The 17,771-nt window shown below is 71.9% G+C and carries 17 protein-coding genes; 12 read left to right on the top strand and 5 right to left on the bottom strand.

Annotated elements, in window-relative coordinates:
- Positions 1-11: 11 nt before the first annotated feature.
- Complete coding sequence (locus J1M41_RS08535) at positions 12-1,430, bottom strand: MFS transporter (RefSeq protein ID WP_135019849.1); 1,419 nt, start codon at positions 1,428-1,430, stop codon at positions 12-14.
- 172 nt (positions 1,431-1,602) lie between these two features.
- On the opposite strand from J1M41_RS08535, the gene J1M41_RS08530 reads away from it, so the two are divergent.
- The 8 genes from J1M41_RS08530 to J1M41_RS08495 all read left to right on the top strand — a co-directional run bounded on the left by J1M41_RS08530 (position 1,603) and on the right by J1M41_RS08495 (position 8,306).
- Complete coding sequence (locus tag J1M41_RS08530) at positions 1,603-2,166, top strand: hypothetical protein (RefSeq protein ID WP_206451563.1); 564 nt, start codon at positions 1,603-1,605, stop codon at positions 2,164-2,166.
- On the top strand, positions 2,166-3,092 hold the full coding sequence (locus J1M41_RS08525) for an exodeoxyribonuclease III (RefSeq protein WP_060973412.1): 927 nt from the start codon (positions 2,166-2,168) through the stop codon (positions 3,090-3,092). Before J1M41_RS08530 ends, J1M41_RS08525 begins: the two co-directional genes overlap by 1 nt.
- A gap of 26 nt (positions 3,093-3,118) precedes the next feature.
- Positions 3,119-4,201, top strand: a complete 1,083-nt coding sequence (trpS, locus tag J1M41_RS08520) for a tryptophan--tRNA ligase (protein ID WP_002856591.1) — start codon at positions 3,119-3,121, stop codon at positions 4,199-4,201.
- Between the two features lie 186 nt (positions 4,202-4,387).
- Complete coding sequence (locus tag J1M41_RS08515; protein WP_129867141.1) at positions 4,388-5,149, top strand: ABC transporter ATP-binding protein; 762 nt, start codon at positions 4,388-4,390, stop codon at positions 5,147-5,149.
- The gene (locus tag J1M41_RS08510; protein WP_206451562.1) at positions 5,146-6,429 is read left to right on the top strand and encodes an ABC transporter permease; all 1,284 of its coding nucleotides are present in this window, start codon (positions 5,146-5,148) and stop codon (positions 6,427-6,429) included. Before J1M41_RS08515 ends, J1M41_RS08510 begins: the two co-directional genes overlap by 4 nt.
- A 58-nt stretch (positions 6,430-6,487) precedes the next feature.
- Positions 6,488-7,084 (top strand): hypothetical protein, encoded by a 597-nt coding sequence (locus J1M41_RS08505; RefSeq protein ID WP_206451561.1) that lies wholly within the window; start codon positions 6,488-6,490, stop codon positions 7,082-7,084.
- 108 nt (positions 7,085-7,192) lie between these two features.
- Positions 7,193-7,777, top strand: coding sequence for a hypothetical protein (locus tag J1M41_RS08500; protein WP_342214093.1), 585 nt, complete (start codon positions 7,193-7,195; stop codon positions 7,775-7,777).
- Between the two features lie 7 nt (positions 7,778-7,784).
- The gene (locus J1M41_RS08495; protein ID WP_206451559.1) at positions 7,785-8,306 is read left to right on the top strand and encodes a hypothetical protein; all 522 of its coding nucleotides are present in this window, start codon (positions 7,785-7,787) and stop codon (positions 8,304-8,306) included.
- Positions 8,307-8,484: 178 nt separating this feature from the next.
- Here the strand turns inward: J1M41_RS08495 and J1M41_RS08490 are convergent, their stop codons facing one another.
- The 4 genes from J1M41_RS08490 to sdhC all read right to left on the bottom strand — a co-directional run bounded on the left by J1M41_RS08490 (position 8,485) and on the right by sdhC (position 12,028).
- Positions 8,485-9,276, bottom strand: coding sequence for a succinate dehydrogenase iron-sulfur subunit (locus tag J1M41_RS08490; protein WP_002856582.1), 792 nt, complete (start codon positions 9,274-9,276; stop codon positions 8,485-8,487).
- Positions 9,276-11,063 (bottom strand): succinate dehydrogenase flavoprotein subunit, encoded by a 1,788-nt coding sequence (gene sdhA / locus J1M41_RS08485; RefSeq protein ID WP_100057761.1) that lies wholly within the window; start codon positions 11,061-11,063, stop codon positions 9,276-9,278. The genes J1M41_RS08490 and sdhA overlap by 1 nt, the downstream gene beginning before the upstream one ends.
- Positions 11,064-11,140: 77 nt before the next feature.
- Entirely contained in the window at positions 11,141-11,620 is a 480-nt protein-coding gene (locus tag J1M41_RS08480) for a succinate dehydrogenase hydrophobic membrane anchor subunit (protein ID WP_036314556.1), read from the bottom strand.
- A gap of 3 nt (positions 11,621-11,623) precedes the next feature.
- Entirely contained in the window at positions 11,624-12,028 is a 405-nt protein-coding gene (gene sdhC, locus J1M41_RS08475; RefSeq protein ID WP_010079344.1) for a succinate dehydrogenase, cytochrome b556 subunit, read from the bottom strand.
- A gap of 247 nt (positions 12,029-12,275) precedes the next feature.
- Here sdhC and J1M41_RS08470 point away from each other — a divergent pair, with 247 nt between their 5' ends.
- The 4 genes from J1M41_RS08470 to J1M41_RS08455 all read left to right on the top strand — a co-directional run.
- On the top strand, positions 12,276-13,427 hold the full coding sequence (locus J1M41_RS08470) for a mannose-1-phosphate guanylyltransferase (RefSeq protein ID WP_206451558.1): 1,152 nt from the start codon (positions 12,276-12,278) through the stop codon (positions 13,425-13,427).
- Positions 13,428-13,488: 61 nt separating this feature from the next.
- Positions 13,489-14,745, top strand: coding sequence for an amidohydrolase (locus J1M41_RS08465; RefSeq protein ID WP_061866929.1), 1,257 nt, complete (start codon positions 13,489-13,491; stop codon positions 14,743-14,745).
- A gap of 144 nt (positions 14,746-14,889) precedes the next feature.
- Positions 14,890-16,047 (top strand): BMP family protein, encoded by a 1,158-nt coding sequence (locus tag J1M41_RS08460; protein WP_061866928.1) that lies wholly within the window; start codon positions 14,890-14,892, stop codon positions 16,045-16,047.
- Between the two features lie 126 nt (positions 16,048-16,173).
- A partial coding sequence (locus J1M41_RS08455) for an ABC transporter ATP-binding protein (RefSeq protein WP_036313325.1) occupies positions 16,174-17,771 on the top strand: 1,598 nt, incomplete at its 3' end.

Raw genomic sequence — 17,771 nt, 5'->3', positions numbered from 1 at the left:
CCGCGGGCCGGTCAGGCCGCGCGCGCGGCGCGGCGCCGCCGGACCACGTCCAGGGCCGCGACCGCGGCGGTGAGCGCCCAGCACACGGCCACCATGCCCATGGCGGTCGAGGCCGCGTGCGCGTACGCCGCGGCCGACGGCGGACCGGCGCTCTCGGCTGCGGCGCCGGCCAGGGCCGCGAAGAACGCGCCCGTCACCACGGACAGGCCCAGGGCGGTGCCGAGACGCTGCGCCGTCTGGGCGACGCCGCCGGCCGCCCCCGCCTCGTGGCCGGCGACGTCGTCCATCATCAGCACCTGCGTGCTGGTGAGCAGCAGGGCCTGCGAGGCCGACTGCACGATCAGCCCCACCCCCACGATCCACGGCGACCACGCGCCGGCCGCGCTGCGCTCGAACGCGAGCGCGAGCACCCCCAGCGACACGAGGCCCACCAGAGCGCCGAGCAGCACGAGCACGGGCCCCCGCCGCTGCACCATCGAACCCACCCACGGGGACAGGGAGGCCACGACGACGGCGCCGGGCAGACCCACGAGGCCGGCCTCGAGCGGCGTGAACCCCATGCCGCGCTGCAGGAAGATCGCCACGATCGCGAACACCGCCGGCATGGTGGCCAGGTAGATGGTGGACTCGAGCGCGCCGATCGTGAAGGACGGCCGCCGGAACAGGGCCGGGTCCACCATGGGCTGCACGCCGGTGGCCGACGCCCGGGCCTTCACGCGCTTCTCCCACAGCCACCACGCCGTCACGAGCGCGGCGGCGAGCACCAGCAGCCAGGCGGTGCCCGGGACGATGAACGGCACCATGAGGCTCACCCCGCCGGCGCCGAGCAGCAGGGCGCCCACCGGGTCGAGCGCGGCGATCCCGCGCGGTCCGGGGGCGGGGGGCAGGCCGTGCACGCGGGTGGGCGGCGGCAGCCAGAGGGCGCCCATCGCGACGGCGGCCAGGCCCACGGGCACGTTCATGAGGAACGTGGAGCGCCAGCCCCACTCGGGGCCGAACGCGCCGAGGAACAGCCCGCCGAGCAGGGGCCCCACGGCCACGCCGAGGCCCACCACGGTGCCGAAGAGCCCGTAGGCCCGCCCGCGGGCGCGGCCGTGGAAGTTCGACTGGATGAACCCGATGACCTGGGGGTTGAACACGCCCGCGCCCAGGCCCGTGAGCAGGCGCCCGGCATTGAGCAGCAGAGTGTCCCCGGCCAGGCCGGAGAGCAGGGAGCCGAGCATGTACAGCGTGATGCCCGCCAGGAACAGGTTCTTGCGCCCCCACAGGTCGCCGGCGCGGCCCGCGGCCACGAGCACGGTGCCGAACGTCAGCGTGTACCCCGCCAGCACCCACTGCAGATCCGCGCTCGTGGCGTCCAGGCCCGACTCGATGGCCGGCAGCGCCACGTTCACCACGGACACGCTCATCAGCGCGAGGAAGAGCGGCATGAGCAGTGCGGTGAGGATGCGGCGCTGGTCAGGGGTGAAGGCCCCGGACGTGCGGGGGGCGGGGGGTCATCGCCTCAGGATAGGCACCGACGCGGGCCGCCCGATTCGGACCCCACCCCACGATGCGGGATGATGGAGGGCAGACCCCACGAGCCCCTCCGGAGGAGCACCCATGTCCCAGTCCCTGACCCCCGGTCCCGACGGCGCGCGCCGCGGCCCCCGCGCCGGCCTGCGCGTGGGATCGCTCGGCTTCGTCGCGATGATCGTCATCCTGATCGTGGCGATCATCTTCGCCGCGAACCAGAACGACGTGATCGGGTGGCTCGTGGTCGCCGTCGCCGCCGGCTGGCTCGTGTTCGCGGTGGTCGTGTACCTGCAGATGCGCCGCGGCGTCCAGGCCGCGGGCCGAAAGGTGGACACCGCCATGCAGAACGCCCGCGCCGACGTCGCCGCCCTGCGCGGCCGGGACACCGACGCCGCAGCCCCCGCGGTGGCCCCGCCGGCGCCGGCCGCGGACCCCATGCGGGACACCAAGCTGGACCACTCGTTCAAGATCGCCCAGGTGCAGGTGCGCGTGGTGCGCGAGCAGCTCGCCGCGGGCGAGGGCATGGACCGCGAGATGGTGGACCGCGCCCTGGAGACCATCGACATCACGGCCTCCAACGCCCGCGACATGATCAAGGAGTCCCGGGCCGGCGGCGCCGAGGGCCCGGTGAGCGGGACGGTGATCGGCTGATGACGGCGCTGCCCGAGAAGGACCCCGTCACCGGGAAGTACCCCGAGCCCGCCGAGGGCGAGCCCGTGGTGCACGCCCACGCCGGGGCGCCCAAGGCCGACGGCGCCGTGCGCGTGGCCACCGTGAACGTCAACGGCATCCGCGCCTCGCACCGCAAGGGCATGCGCGAGTGGTTCGCCGGCCGCGGCGTGGACGTGCTCACCCTCCAGGAGGTGCGCGCCCCCGCGGACGTCACGGCGCAGCTGGTCCGCGAGATCGTGGGCGAGGACTGGGACGAGGTGCACCTGGCGGACGCCGTGGCCGCCGCCAAGGGGCGGGCCGGCGTCGCGATCGCCTCGCGGTTCCCGCTCGGCGAGGTCCGCACCGGCATCGCCGACGCCGACGGATACTTCGACGACGCCGGCCGCTGGATCGAGGCCGACCTGCGCCTGCCGGACGGCTCGCCGCTGACCGTGGTCTCCGCGTACGTGCACTCGGGCGAGGTCGACACCCCGAAGCAGGTGGACAAGTACCGGTTCCTCGACGAGATGGTCCGCCGCCTCTCCGAGCTGGCTGCGGGGGAGGGGCACGCCCTCGTCACGGGCGACCTCAACGTGGGCCACACCGAGCTGGACATCAAGAACTGGAAGGGCAACGTGAAGAAGGCCGGCTTCCTGCCCGAGGAGCGCGCCTACTTCGACCGGTTCTTCGGCGAGCTCGGCTTCACGGACGTGCACCGCGCTCTCGCCGGGCCGGTGCCGGGCCCGTACACGTGGTGGTCCATGCGCGGCAAGGCCTTCGACAACGACGCCGGGTGGCGCATCGACTACCACATGGCGACCGCGGGCCTGGCCGAGCGGGCGACGACCGCCGTCGTGGACCGCGCCCCCAGCTGGGGCACCCGCTTCTCCGACCACGCCCCGCTCGTGGTCGACTACCAGTTCTGACCGTGCAGGAGAGACCCGAGGCTGAGATGACCATGAAGAAGAACTCCGTGCAGGACGTCCTGGCCCAGGACGCCGCCGCCACCGCCCACCTGGCCGGCGCGTCCGCCCGGCACCGCGTGCTCTCCGGCATGCAGCCCTCGGCGGACTCCCTCCACCTGGGCAACTACCTCGGCGCCCTCGTGAACTGGGAGCGCACCCAGGCCGACTTCGAGGCGTTCTTCTTCATCCCCGACCTGCACGCCATCACCGTGCCGCAGGACCCGGCCGCGCTCGCGGAGCGCACGCGGGTGGCCGCCGCGCAGTTCATCGCCGGCGGCATCGACCCCGAGCGCTCCACGCTGTTCGTCCAGTCCCAGGTGCCCGAGCACGCGCAGCTGGCCTGGGTGCTGACCTGCATGACCGGCATGGGCGAGGCCATGCGCATGACCCAGTTCAAGGACAAGTCCGCCAAGCAGGGCGCGGACGCGGCCGGTGTCGGCCTGCTCGCGTACCCCATGCTCATGGCCGCGGACATCCTGCTCTACCAGCCGCATGGCGTGCCCGTGGGCGACGACCAGCGCCAGCACGTGGAGCTCACCCGCGACCTCGCCCAGCGCTTCAACCACCGCTACGGCGAGACGTTCGTGGTGCCCACCGGCTTCTACCCGGAGACCGGCGCGCGCATCTACGACCTGCAGGACCCCACGTCGAAGATGTCCAAGTCCGCGGCGTCCCCGAACGGGCTCATCAACATCCTCGAGGAGCCGAAGAAGACCGCCAAGAAGATCAAGTCCGCGGTCACCGACGACGGCACCGAGGTGCGCTTCGACCGCGAGGCCAAGCCCGGCGTCTCCAACCTGCTGACCATCCTCTCCGCGGTGTCCGGCACGCCGATCCCGCAGCTCGAGGAGGAGTTCGTCGGCAAGATGTACGGGCACCTCAAGGTCGCGGTGGCGGACGCCGTCGTCGAGCGCCTGGCCCCCGTGCGCGAGCGCGCCCTCGCGCTGCTGGACGACCCCGCCGAGCTCGACCGCATCCTCGCCGCCGGCGCCGAGAAGGCCCGCGCCGTGGCCACGCCCGTGCTCGAGGACGTCTACGCCAAGGTCGGCTTCCTGCCGCCGCTGCGCTGAGCCGGGCCGCACCGGCCCCGCGGCCTCCCGACGACGGCCCGCGCCCCCGACCTGCGGGGGACGTGGGCCGTCGTGTTCTCCGACTCGAGGCGGAGGTGGCGGCGCGTGCCCGGCTGTCAGGATGGGTGCACTGCCTCCGCTCCTGCCGCAGCGGGGGCGAGCCCCACCGAGAGGAGTGCCGGAGCCATGTCCACCGCGGTCCCCATCCCCGCCGTCGCCGAGGTCCCACCCGGCGCCGAGCCCGTCCTGGAGACGGAGAACCTCGTCAAGGTCTACGGCCGCGGGGCGTCCCGCTTCGACGCGCTGAAGGGCATCACCCTGCAGATCCAGCGCGGCGAGTCCCTGGCCGTCGTCGGCAAGTCCGGCTCCGGCAAGTCCACCCTGATGCACCTGCTGGCGCTGCTGGACCAGCCCTCCGCCGGCGTCGTCGCGATGGACGGCCGTCCCGTCTCCCAGCTCAAGGCCGCGGAGATCTCCCAGCTGCGCAACGAGCGGTTCGGCTTCGTGTTCCAGCAGTTCTTCCTGAACCCGAACCAGACGGTCCTGGAGAACACCGTGCTGCCGCTGAAGATCGCCGGCGTGGGCCGGGCCGAGCGCGCCCGCCGCGGCATGGCGGTGCTCGAGCGGCTCGAGCTCGCGGACAAGGCGAAGAACAGGGCCACGGACCTCTCCGGCGGCCAGAAGCAGCGCGTGTGCATCGCCCGCGCGCTCGTGAACAACCCGACGGTGCTGTTCGCGGACGAGCCCACGGGCAACCTGGACTCCGCCACCTCGGCGGCCGTGGAGGACATCCTCTTCGGCCTGCACCGCGACGAGGGCATCACCCTCGTGGTGGTCACCCACGACGACGACCTGGCCGCCCAGTGCGACCGTCGCGTCGAGCTGCAGGACGGCGTGGTCATCGCCGACGAGCGCGTCGGCACCGAGCAGGACGGAGCACGGGCATGAAGGCCACCGACGTCGCGGGCACGGCGCTCGCCAACACGATGCGCTCCAAGCTGCGCACCTTCCTCACCGTCGTCGCGATCGTGATCGGCGCATTCACGCTGACCCTCACCACGGGGCTCGGCGCGGGCATCAACAAGTACGTGGACAACGTGGTCGAGGGCTTCGGCAAGCCCGGCGAGCTGACCGTGATGAAGCAGCAGGACATGTCCTCGGCCGGTGTGGCGAGCGGTTCGCCCCAGGAGTACACGGAGCAGGACGCCGCCGGCGGCGAGATGTTCGGCATGCCACTGCTCACCCAGGAGGACCTCGCCGCGATCGAGGACACCGAGCACGTCACCGAGGTGAAGACCTATCGGGTGGCCGAGCCGGAGTACATCCAGGGCCCGGACGACCGCAAGTGGCAGACCGGCTTCATGGGCAGCTCCGGTGAGATCGACATGCTCACCTTCTCCGCCGGCCGTGCCCCCGAGGCCGGCGCCGCGGAGATCGTCATGCCCGAGTCGTGGGTGGAGGACCTGGGCGCCAGCGACGCCGAGGACCTGATCGGCACGGAGCTGACCGTCGTGGCGGCGACCCCGCTGCAGGAGCACAAGTCCGTGACGGCCACCGTGGTCGGTGTGACGAAGGCGGCCGCGTCCGGTGCGGGCACCGCCCCGACGCCGTCGGAGTCGCTCGAGCAGGCGATCTACGACATCACGACGGAGGGCCTGCCGGAGTCCCAGCGGGACACCTACTTCCAGGCCACGGCGATCGTGGAGGACCCGGAGGCCAACGAGGACGCCGTGAAGCAGGCGCTGGCCGACCAGGGCCTGCTGGCGCAGACCCTCGAGGAGCAGCTCGGCGTGATCCGCGGCATCATCGACGCCGTCACGTGGGTGCTCACCGGCTTCGCACTCATCGCACTGCTCGCCGCTAGCTTCGGCATCATCAACACCCTGCTCATGGCGGTGCAGGAGCGCACCCGGGAGATCGGCCTCATGAAGGCCCTCGGCATGACCGGCGGGAAGATCTTCGGCCTGTTCACCATGGAGGCCGTCGTGATCGGCCTGCTCGGCTCGCTGATCGGCATCGGCCTGGGCGTCGCCGTCGGACTCATCGCGAACCAGGTGCTGACCACCGGCCCCCTCAGCGGCGTCACCGGCCTGGTCCTGTTCGCGGTCAACCCCCTCGCCCTGCTGCTGATCCTGCTGCTGATCGTGGCCATCGCGTTCATCGCCGGCACCTTGCCCGCCCTGCGTGCGGCCCGCAAGGATCCCATCGAGGCACTGCGGCACGAGTGATCCTGCCGCCGCGCCCGTCATCACCACCACCCGCACCCCCGACACCGAGGAGCACACCATGACCACCGATCGACCGAACCCGGACCCGGAGCAGCCCGCCGTTGGCTCCCGCTACGGCACGCAGCCCTACGCGGCCCCGGGCCATGGTGCCCAGCCGGGCAGCTCGTACGGCATCGTCCCGGAGCCGGCCGCGTTCCCCGCGCTCCTGACGCTGACGCTCACGTCGCTCGCGCTGTACGTGCTGTCCTCCCTGCCGGCCCTGTTCGGCGGCGAGGAGAGCATCGAACGCATGCGGGACTCCCTTCGCCAGAGCGGCCTCACCCCCGAGCAGGTGGAGGAGATCGCGCCTGTCGTGGGCGCCTCCGTGACGGTGGGCACGATCATCGTCCTGCTCATCGGCGTGGCCCTGTACGCCCTGGTGTACTTCAACCTCCGCGGGGCCAAGAACTGGGCCCGCATCCTCGGCATCGTCGTCGCGATCCTGGGCACCCTCAGCGCCGTCGGCGGCATCTTCTCCTTCGTGACCTACCCCGGCATCGGCGGCGTCCTGGCCTCCGTGCTCAGCCTGGCGCTGGTGATCGTGAACATCCTGTGGCTGGTCAAGGCCTTCAACCCGCAGGTCGCGGCCTACACCCGTCAGGGCCGCCGCGCCTGATCCCGACGCCGTTCGCCGGCGGCGAGTCCTGGGTCGCCAGCCCTCGCCCCGGCGTCGGCCAGCGGAGACCATGGCGACATGGCCTCCGATCATCGACCCCCGCATCCCGTGTCCCCCCACTCCGACGACCTGGACGGCGGCGGGCGGCCCGTGGTGGGCCCGGATGAGGCGCGGCGGCGCATCGCCGGGCACTCCGGCCCGGACGCCCGCCCGCTCATCCGCCCCGATGCCCGCACGCCCGGCGTGTTCCGGGCGCTGCTCGGACTGACGGTCGCGTCCGCGGTCCTCTACGCCGCGTCGATCCTGCGCAACCTCCTCCCGGGCGCGGCCCAGGACATCGCGGACTCGCTGCCCGAGGGCGGCGCGCAGTCGCCCGCGATGACCGCCGAGGCGATCGAGGGCGCCCTCACCGGCAGTGTCTGGTTCGCGACCCTGCTGGGTCTGGCGGTCTACGCGATCGTCCTCGTCGGGCTGACCCGGCACAGCAACACGGCGCGCATCATGGGTGCCCTGTTCGCCTCGATCGCCATCTTCGTGACGCTGCTGGGGACCATCCGCCTGTTCGTCTTCCCCGCCGGGGACGTGGTGCTGCCCCTGGTCCTGGGCGGGCTGTTCGCGCTCGTGAACGCGGCCTGGCTCGTGTGCGCCTTCAACCCGGGCCTCGCAACGACCTTCCTGCGCCGCCGGGCATGATGGGGGCATGCACCCCCTCGACGACGATCCCCACGAGACCACGGACCCCGCCCCCGATCTCGCGTCGCTGCGTCCCCTGCGCCTGTTCCAGACCGTCACGGCAGTCACGGGGGCACTGAGCGCGGCCGGCGTGGGGGGCGTGCTCGCGCTGCAGTCGTCGCCCGGCTACGCCCGCGCCGTGCTGGAGGCGCGCTCCTGGGGCGCGAGCGAGGTCACCGACGCCGACGTCGCCGCGTTCCTCACCCCGGCGGGGGCGTGGCCGGTGGCCGCCGCGGCGGTGGTCGTCCTGACCCTGGTGCTCCTGGCCGGCATCACCCGCCGCATCCGGGCCGTGCGCCCCGTGGGGAGCGTGCTCGTGGTGCTGGGGATGCTCACGGCGGCCTTCTGGATGGTCGACGGCGGGCGGATGGTGCAGGCCGGGGGAGGGGGCCCGGTCGTGCTGGGCGCCGTCGTCGGGATGCTCGTGTCCAGCGCCGTGTGGCTGCGTGTGGCGCACCGGCGGGAGACGCGCGACGCCTTCGACGGCTGAGCCCGGACCGCACCCGCCTCCGTCCCCACCCCGCCCCCACGCTGAGGCCCGCAGACACGCCGCTACGCCGGGCCGGTGACGGCGCGTCTGCGGGCCTCGGCGGGAGGGGCACCACGCACGACGACGGCGGCCCGCCCCCTCGAGGTGAGGAGACGGGCCGCCGTCGTGGTGCGGGGGATCAGAACTGGCGGGCCAGGATGGCCTGCTTCACCTCGGAGATCGCCTTGGTCACCTGGATGCCGCGGGGGCACGCGTCGGTGCAGTTGAAGGTCGTGCGGCAGCGCCACACGCCCTCCTTGTCGTTCAGGATCTCCAGGCGCATGTCGCCGGCCTCGTCACGCGAGTCGAAGATGAACCGGTGCGCGTTCACGATGGCGGCCGGGCCGAAGTACTGGCCGTCCGTCCAGAACACCGGGCAGGACGAGGTGCACGCGGCGCACAGGATGCACTTCGTGGTGTCGTCGTAGATCGCCCGGTCGGCCTGGGACTGGTAGCGCTCCTTGGTGGGCGCGTGGCCCTCGGCGACCAGGAACGGCATGATCTCGCGGTAGGACTGGAAGAACGGGTCCATGTCCACGATCAGGTCCTTCTCCACCGGCAGGCCCTTGATGGGCTCCACCAGGATGGGCTTGGACAGGTCGAGGTCCTTCAGGAGCGTCTTGCAGGCCAGGCGGTTGCGGCCGTTGATGCGCATGGCGTCGGAGCCGCACACGCCGTGGGCGCAGGAGCGGCGGAACGACAGGGTGCCGTCGTGGTCCCACTTGACCTTGTGCAGGGCGTCCAGCACGCGGTCAGTGCCGTACATGGTCAGGCGCCACTCGTCCCAGTAGGACTCCTCGGAGGACTCCGGGAGGTAGCGGCGGACCTTGAGTACGATGTCGAAGCTCTCGACCTCGCCTGCGCCGCCACCGGCGGACTGGGTCTGCGCCTGGGCCACGGGGGCCTCGGTCTCGGTTGCTGAGTGGCTCATCAGTACTTACGCTCCATCGGCTGGTAACGGGTCACGACGACGGGCTTGGTCTCGAAGCGGATGCCCTTGACGCCCTCCATCTCCGCGGTCTCGTCACGGTAGATCATGGTGTGCGCCATGAAGTTCTCGTCGTCGCGGTCGGGGTAGTCCTCGCGGTAGTGCCCGCCGCGGGACTCCTTGCGGCCCAGGGCCGCGAGGGTCATGGCCTCGGCGATGTCCAGGAGGTAGCCCAGCTCCATGCCCTCGAGCAGGTCGAGGTTGAAGCGGTGGCCCTTGTCCTGGACGGACACGTTCTCGTAGCGGCCGCGCAGCTCCTCGATCTTGGCCAGTGCGCGGCGGATCGAGTCCTCGTCGCGGAAGACCTGCATGTCCGCGTCCATGGACTCCTGGAGCTCGGCGCGGATGTCCGCGACGCGCTCGGACCCGGTGGCGGAGCGCAGGTTCTCGATGTGCTCCACGGTCGGCAGCTCGCCGCCCTCGGGCAGCTCCACCCAGTCCGCCTGCGCGGCGTACTCGGCGGCGTAGATGCCTGCGCGGCGGCCGAACACGTTGATGTCCAGCAGCGAGTTGGTGCCCAGGCGGTTGGACCCGTGCACGGACACGCAGGCCACCTCGCCGGCGGCGTACAGGCCCGGCACGACGGTGTCGTTGTCCTGGAGGACCTCGGCCTTGATGTTCGTGGGGATGCCGCCCATGAAGTAGTGGCAGGTGGGGAACACCGGCACCGGCTCCGTGTAGGGCTCGACGCCCAGGTACGTGCGGGCGAACTCGGTGATGTCCGGGAGCTTCTCGTCGATGTGCGAGGGCTCCAGGTGCGTCAGATCGAGCAGCACGTAGTCCTTGTTGGGACCGGCGCCGCGGCCCTGACGGACCTCCTCGGCCATGGACCGGGCCACGATGTCGCGCGGGGCGAGGTCCTTGATGGTGGGGGCGTAGCGCTCCATGAAGCGCTCGCCGTCCGCGTTGCGGAGGATGCCGCCCTCGCCGCGTGCGGCCTCGGAGAGCAGGATGCCCAGGCCGGCCAGGCCGGTCGGGTGGAACTGCACGAACTCCATGTCCTCCAGCGGCAGGCCCGCGCGGTAGGCGATGGCCATGCCGTCGCCGGTGAGGGTGTGGGCGTTCGAGGTGGTCTTGTACACCTTGCCGGCGCCGCCGGTGGCGAAGACGACCGACTTGGCCTGGAAGACGTGGATCTCGCCGGTGGCCAGCTCGTAGGAGACGACGCCGGCGGTGCGCTTCTGCTTGTAGGCGGTGCCGTCCTCGCGCACGGCGTCCTCCTCCACCAGCAGCAGGTCGAGCACGTAGAACTCGTTGTAGAACTCCACGTTGTGCTTGACGCAGTTCTGGTACAGCGTCTGGAGGATCATGTGGCCGGTGCGGTCCGCGGCGTAGCAGGCGCGGCGCACGGGCGCCTTGCCGTGGTCACGGGTGTGGCCGCCGAAGCGTCGCTGGTCGATCTTGCCCTCGGGGGTGCGGTTGAAGGGCAGGCCCATCTTCTCGAGGTCGAGCACCGCGTCGATGGCCTCCTTGGCCATGACCTCCGCGGCGTCCTGGTCCACCAGGTAGTCGCCGCCCTTGACGGTGTCGAACGTGTGCCACTCCCAGTTGTCCTCCTCGACGTTGGCGAGGGCCGCGCACATGCCGCCCTGGGCCGCGCCGGTGTGGGAACGCGTGGGGTAGATCTTGGTGAGGACGGCGGTGTGCGCGCGCTGACCGGCCTCGATGGCCGCGCGCATGCCCGCGCCGCCGGCGCCGACGATCACCACGTCGTACTTGTGCACCTGCATTCAGGTCTCTCTTTCTGGGTGTCTGTGACGCGGCGGCCGCTCGGGCCGGCCGCACCGCAGGGTGAACGTTGCCGGGGTCAGCCGCAGAAGGCCGGGGAGCCCTCGAGCAGGGCGCCGGAGGCGTCCACCATGCAGGGATCGAAGGTGAAGATCACCAGGGTGCCGAGGATGATGATCACGGCCGTGGCGATGTACAGGATCATCGTCAGCCAGAAGCGGGCGCTGCCGCGGCGGGTGTAGTCGTTGATGATCGTGCGCACGCCGTTGGCGCCGTGCAGCATGGCCAGCCACAGGAGGGCCAGGTCCCAGAACTGCCACAGCGGGTGCGCCCACTTGCCGGCCACGAAGCCGAAGTCGATGGCGTGGATGCCGTCGCCCACCAGCAGGTTGGTGGTCAGGTGCACGGCGATCAGCACGACGAGGAAGACACCAGAGATGCGCATGAACAGCCAGGCGAGCATCTCGAAGTTGCCGCGGCCGCCGCCGTCGCGCGTGTACTTGGGGTCCAGACGGCGGCTGCGGGGCGCCGCGATGGTGGTCTCAGCGGTGGTGCTCATGGCTCAGTGACCTCCGAGTGCGAGGCTGAAATGACGGATGGCGAAGCCCAGGGTCAGGACGACCCACAGCCCCAGCACGATCCACAGCAGGGTCTTGTGGTGCTGGGTGCCGCCCTTCCAGAAGTCGACCAGGATGATGCGCAGGCCGTTCAGGGCGTGGAAGATGATCGCCGCGACGAGGCCGGCCTCGCCGAGCGCGAAGTACCACGTCTTGTACGAGCCGATCACGGCGTCGTAAGCCTCGGGGGAGACCCGGACCAGGGCCGTGTCCAGCACGTGGACGAGCAGGTAGAAGAAGATGACGACGCCGGTGACGCGGTGGCCCACCCAGGACCACATGCCGCCGTGGCCCCGGTACAGGGTTCCGCGGCCGTTCTTGGCCGGGGCCTGCGCAGTGGCGCTAGACACGGTTGATACCTCCAGGGGGAATGCACGATCCCGGTCCTCCGCCGTGGGACGACGACGGGCAGGGGCGTGTGCGAGTGGATTCCTCCGCCTAGGGTAGACCCTTCCCGCGCCTCCGTGCCCGATCGGGGACCCGGGCGACCACTGTGACGCGTGCTGCGCCCCGCCGCCGTCCTGTTCGGTCTGGGCTGTGCCCCGCCTGGGACGCGTCGAGTGGTCCCCCGTCCGGACGGTTCCGTAGTCTGGGCCGGTGAGCACCGATCCGAACCTGACCGATGCCCCGCGCGAGGCCGCGCCGGGCACGGCCCTGTCCCGCTTCCAGGCCGTGATCCCCGCCGGGGGCGTGGGCACCCGCCTGTGGCCCCTCTCGCGGGCCGCCGCGCCGAAGTTCCTCCACGACCTCACCGGCTCGGGCCAGACCCTGATCCGTGCCACGTGGGACCGTCTGGCGCCCCTGGCCGCGGGCATGCTCGTGGTGACCGGGGAGGCCCACCGGGAGGCGGTGTGCACGCAGCTGCCGGCCCTGGCGGAGACGGATCTGGTGCTCGAGCCCTCGCCGAAGGACTCCGCGGCCGCCATCGGCCTGGCCGCGGCGATCCTCTCCCTGCGCGACCCGGACACGATCATGGGCTCGTTCGCGGCGGATCAGGTGATCTCCCCGGTGGAGGTCTTCCAGGACGCGGTGCGGCAGGCCGTCGAGACGGCGGCCACGGGCCGGATCGTGACCATCGGCATCGAGCCCACGCACGCGGCCACGGGCTTCGGCTACATCCGCCGGGGCCGCCGCCTCCGCGTGGCCGGCGCCCCGGACGCGCACGACGTCGCCGCGTTCGTGGAGAAGCCGGACCTGAAGGTCGCCCAGCAGTACGTGAAGTCCGGCCGCTACCTCTGGAACGCGGGCATGTTCGTGGCGCCCGTGGGCCTCATGCTGGCCCACCTCGAGGAGAACGAGCCCGCGCTGCACGCCGGCCTGATGGAGATCGCCCGCGCGTGGGAGACGCCGGAGCGGGACGAGGTCATGGCCCGGGTGTGGCCCGAGCTGACGAAGACCGCCATCGACTACGCCGTGGCCGAGCCCGCCGCCGCCGTCGGCGACGTGGCCGTGATCCCCGGCTCCTTCACGTGGGACGACGTGGGGGACTTCGCGGCGATCGCCCGCCTGAACCCGGTCAAGGACGCCTCCGGCATCACGGTGATCGGCGACACCCCGCGCGTGTACTCGGACGACGCGTCCGGCGTCGTGGTGACGGACACGAAGCGCGTCATCGCGCTGATCGGCATCGAGGACGTCGTCGTCGTGGACACCGAGGACGCGCTGCTGGTCACCACCACGGAGCACGCCCAGGAGGTCAAGAAGGCCGTCGAGGCGCTCAAGGCGGAGGGCGTGGACGAGGTCCTCTGACCGCGCCCTGGGCCGGGTCCGGCCCGCACCGACCGGCACCCCCGGAGTAGGGTGCTGGGCCATGACCACCTCCGACTCCGTGCTGACCGGGCCCCGTCCGACCTCCGTCCCCTCGGTGGGCCCCGTGGTGGCCGAGCTCGAGGACGAGATCGTGTCCTTCCGCCGGGACCTGCACCGGCATCCCGAGCTCTCCTATGAGGAGTACCGCACCACCGACCGCATCGTGGAGCTGCTCTCCGGCTACGGGCTCTCGCCCGTGCGGATGGAGTCCACGGGCGCCTACGTGGACGTCGGGGAGGGGCCGGTGGTGCTGGCCCTGCGCGCGGACATCGACGCGCTGCCGGTCGAGGAGGAGACCGGCCTGCCCTACGTGTCCGTCAATGACGGCGTCGCGCACGCGTGCGGCCACGACATGCACACCGCCGTCATGGCGGGTGTGGCCGTCGCCCTCGGCCGCATCCTCCGCGGGGCCACCGCCGACGCCGACCTGCGCGCGGCCGGCGAGCGGGTCCACGGCACGGTCCGCGTCATCTTCCAGCCCGCGGAGGAGCGGCTGCCCGGCGGCTCCCTGGCCGTGCTGCGCCAGGGGATCCTCGACGACGTGCCCCGCATCCTGGCGGCGCACTGCGACCCCCAGGTCGACGTCGGCTCGATCGGCACCCGCATCGGCGCCATCACCTCGGCGGCGGACACCATCCGGATCACCCTCACCGGACGCGGGGGGCACACCTCGCGGCCCCACCTCACCGAGGACATGGTCTTCGCCCTGTCCCAGATCGCCGTGAACGTGCCCGCCGTGCTCTCCCGGCGGATCGACGTGCGCTCGGCCGTCTCGGTGGTGTGGGGGCAGATCGCCGCCGGCAGCGCGCCCAACGCGATCGACAACACCGGCTACCTGGCCGGGACCATGCGCTGCCTCGACGCGGACGTGTGGGAGGAGGCCGGTGCGCTGCTCGACGAGGTGGTCCGGCAGGTGGCCGCGCCGTACGGCGTGCACGTGCAGCTCGAGCACGTGCGCGGCGTCCCGCCGGTGCACAACACCGAGGGCGAGACGGCGCTGATCGAGACCGCGGCGCGGCGGGAGCTCGGCTCGCGGGCGATCGTCCTGACCCCGCAGTCGATGGGCGGCGAGGACTTCGCCTGGATGACCCAGAAGGTGCCCGGCTCCATGCTGCGCCTCGGCACCCGGTCCCCGGGTGGCCCCATCTACGATCTGCACCGCGGGGACTACGCGCCGGACGAGCGGGCCATCGGCGTGGGCATGCGGGTCTTCACCGCCGCCGCGCTGCAGGTGCTCACGGGCGAGGACCACCACTGACCCCGCCGCCCGCACCCGCCGGAGGGGACGGGCCCACCGTTCGGTAGACTCGCGCTCATCCGGACGGGGCCGCCCGCACGGGCCCCGTCTTTCCGCGGCCACCGGCCGCGGGCCTCGCACCGTGCCTTCCGAAATGAGGACCCCATGGGCATCGCCACCCCGTCGGCCGCGCGCCGTCGTCGTCTCCTGCTCCCCGTCGCCGCGCTCGGCGTCTCCGGCCTGCTGCTGACCGCGTGCGGCGCCCCGCCGGAGCAGTCCGAGGCCTCGGGCTCCGGCGCCGCCGAGAGCGAGGCCATCGCCACCGTGGACGGCGTCGGCTCGGACAACAAGGACTACAAGGCCTGCATCGTCTCGGACGAGGGCGGCTTCGACGACCGCTCCTTCAACCAGTCCTCCTACGAGGGCCTCAAGGCCGCCGAGAAGGCCTACGGCATCACCACCAGCGAGGCCGAGTCGAACGAGCCCAGCGAGTTCACCCCGAACGTGACCGCCATGGTCAACGCCGACTGCGACGCCGTCATCGGCGTGGGCTTCCTCCTCGGCGACGCCATGAAGCCGATCGCCGCGCAGCACTCGGACACCCACTTCTTCGGCGTGGACGTCACCGCGGAGGGCTTCTCCGACAACTTCCAGAAGCTCACCTACGACACGGCGCAGGCGGCGTTCCTGGCCGGCTACCTGGCGGCGGGCACCACCGAGACCGGCACCGTGGCCACCTATGGCGGCATGGAGATCCCCACCGTCACCATCTTCATGGACGGCTTCGCCCGCGGCGTGGAGCACTACAACGAGGTCAAGGACAAGGACGTCAAGGTCCTGGGCTGGGACAAGGACGCGAAGACCGGCTCCTTCACGGGCGACTTCAAGAACGTGGCCAACGGCAAGACGAACACCGCCAACTTCATCAACGAGGGCGCCGACATCGTGATGCCGGTGGCCGGCCCCGTGGGCCTGGGCACCCTGGACGCCGTCCGCGAGGCGAACCAGGGCGGCAAGGACGTCAAGGTCATCTGGCCGGACTCGGACGGCTACGAGTCCACCAAGGACGGCAACCTGATCCTCACCTCGGTGAAGAAGAACATGGGCCAGTCCGTCGCCGACGTGATCGCCGCGGACCTGAAGGACGAGTTCTCGGCCGAGCCCTACGTGGGCACGTTGGAGAACAAGGGCGTCGAGCTGGCCCCGTTCCACGACTTCGAGGACACGGTGCCGCAGGAGCTCAAGGACGAGCTCAAGGATCTCGAGGCCAAGATCGTCTCGGGCGAGCTGAAGGTCGGCTCGGAGTACTCCCCGGAGGCCTGACCCGCCTCGCCACCGCCGCAGGGCCGGCCCGGACCCCTCCGGACCGGCCCCGCGGCGCGCGGGCGCCCGGCCCGCCCCCGCCGCCGAGCGCGGCACCACGAGCATCGACCAGACGGAAGGCCCTCGATGAGGCTCGAACTGCGCGGGATCACCAAGCGCTTCGGCTCGTTCGCCGCGAACGAGGACGTGAACCTGACCGTGGAGTCGGGGCGGGTGCACACCCTCCTCGGCGAGAACGGCGCCGGCAAGTCCACCCTGATGAACGTCCTCTTCGGGCTCTACGAGCCCACCGAGGGGGAGATCCTGCTCGACGGCGAGCCCGTCCGGTTCTCCGGCCCCGGCGAGGCCATGCGCGCGGGCATCGGCATGGTGCACCAGCACTTCATGCTCGTGCCCGTCTTCACGGTGGCCGAGAACGTGGCCCTCGGCGACGAGCACACCCGCGCCCTGGGCGTGCTCGACCTCGAGGCCACCCGCCGGCGGATCCGGGAGATCTCCGCGCAGTACGGCTTCGACGTGGACCCGGACGCCGTCGTCGAGGACCTGCCCGTGGGCGTGCAGCAGCGCGTCGAGATCATCAAGGCCCTCGTCCGCGACGCGCGCATCCTCATCCTGGACGAGCCGACCGCCGTGCTCACCCCCCAGGAGACCGACGAGCTGCTCGGCATCATCCGGCAGCTGCGGGCGGACGGCACGGCGATCGTGTTCATCTCCCACAAGCTGCGCGAGGTCAAGGCCGTCTCGGACGACATCACCGTGCTGCGCCGCGGCCGCGTGGTCGGCACGGCGGAGCCCTCCGCCGAGGCCGCCGAGCTGGCCGCCCTCATGGTGGGCCGGAACGTCGTCCTCGAGCGGCGCAAGACGGCCCCGACCCTGGGGGAGGAGACGTTCCGCGTCGAGGACCTCTCCGTCGTCTCGCCCACGGGCCAGGTGCTGCTGGACGCCGTGTCCTTCGCCGTCCGCCAGGGCGAGGTCCTCGCCGTGGCCGGTGTGCAGGGCAACGGGCAGACCGAGCTGACCGAGGCGATCATGGGCCTGGTCAAGGCCACCGGCTCCGTCACCCTGGACGGTCGGGAGCTGATCGGCCGGTCCACCCGCCAGATCATCCGCGCCGGCGTCGGCTTCGTGCCCGAGGACCGCTCCACGGACGGGCTCGTCGGCCCGTTCTCCGTGGCGGAGAACATGGTGCTCAACCGGTACGACGTCGCCCCGGCCGGCAACGCCGTGCAGATGCGCCCCGCCGCGGTGCGGGCGCTCGCCGAGCGCCGCGTGGCCGAGTTCGACGTCCGCACCCAGGGCGTGGACCTGCCGGTCTCCTCCCTCTCGGGAGGCAACCAGCAGAAGGTCGTCATGGCCCGCGAACTCGTGGACGGGCTGCGCCTGTTCATCGCCTCGCAGCCCACGCGCGGCGTGGACGTCGGCTCGATCGAGTTCCTGCACGACCGGATCATCGCCGAGCGCGACGCCGGCACCCCCGTGCTGATCGTCTCCACCGAGCTGGACGAGGTCCTCGAGCTGGCGGACCGGATCGCCGTGATGTACCACGGGCGGATCGTCGGCATCGTGCCGGGGGACACCTCGCGCGAGACGCTCGGCCTCATGATGGCCGGCCAGACCCCCGACGACGCGGCCCTCGCCTCCGGCGCAGACGTCGCCGCGGGCACGCCCGGCACCGCCGGTGAGGCGCCCGCCGCCCACCCCACCACGGAAGGAGAGCGCCCGTG

The organism is Micrococcus sp. KRD096, assembly GCF_017168495.1.
GTDB lineage: Bacteria > Actinomycetota > Actinomycetes > Actinomycetales > Micrococcaceae > Micrococcus > Micrococcus luteus.
This window is presented reverse-complemented; position numbering and strand designations above follow the sequence as displayed.

Excerpts from the sequence above, each read along its gene's own strand:
- J1M41_RS08505 (WP_206451561.1), top strand. The coding sequence starts at position 6,488 with ATGACCACCGATCGACCGAACCCGGACCCGGAGCAGCCCGCCGTTGGC.
- J1M41_RS08535 (WP_135019849.1), bottom strand. The coding sequence starts at position 1,430 with ATGCCGCTCTTCCTCGCGCTGATGAGCGTGTCCGTGGTGAACGTGGCG.
- J1M41_RS08490 (WP_002856582.1), bottom strand. The coding sequence starts at position 9,276 with ATGAGCCACTCAGCAACCGAGACCGAGGCCCCCGTGGCCCAGGCGCAG.
- trpS (WP_002856591.1), top strand. The coding sequence starts at position 3,119 with ATGACCATGAAGAAGAACTCCGTGCAGGACGTCCTGGCCCAGGACGCC.
- J1M41_RS08460 (WP_061866928.1), top strand. The coding sequence starts at position 14,890 with ATGGGCATCGCCACCCCGTCGGCCGCGCGCCGTCGTCGTCTCCTGCTC.
- sdhA (WP_100057761.1), bottom strand. The coding sequence starts at position 11,063 with ATGCAGGTGCACAAGTACGACGTGGTGATCGTCGGCGCCGGCGGCGCG.
- J1M41_RS08510 (WP_206451562.1), top strand. The coding sequence starts at position 5,146 with ATGAAGGCCACCGACGTCGCGGGCACGGCGCTCGCCAACACGATGCGC.
- J1M41_RS08495 (WP_206451559.1), top strand. The coding sequence starts at position 7,785 with ATGCACCCCCTCGACGACGATCCCCACGAGACCACGGACCCCGCCCCC.
- J1M41_RS08480 (WP_036314556.1), bottom strand. The coding sequence starts at position 11,620 with ATGAGCACCACCGCTGAGACCACCATCGCGGCGCCCCGCAGCCGCCGT.
- J1M41_RS08465 (WP_061866929.1), top strand. The coding sequence starts at position 13,489 with ATGACCACCTCCGACTCCGTGCTGACCGGGCCCCGTCCGACCTCCGTC.
- J1M41_RS08525 (WP_060973412.1), top strand. The coding sequence starts at position 2,166 with ATGACGGCGCTGCCCGAGAAGGACCCCGTCACCGGGAAGTACCCCGAG.
- J1M41_RS08530 (WP_206451563.1), top strand. The coding sequence starts at position 1,603 with ATGTCCCAGTCCCTGACCCCCGGTCCCGACGGCGCGCGCCGCGGCCCC.
- J1M41_RS08515 (WP_129867141.1), top strand. The coding sequence starts at position 4,388 with ATGTCCACCGCGGTCCCCATCCCCGCCGTCGCCGAGGTCCCACCCGGC.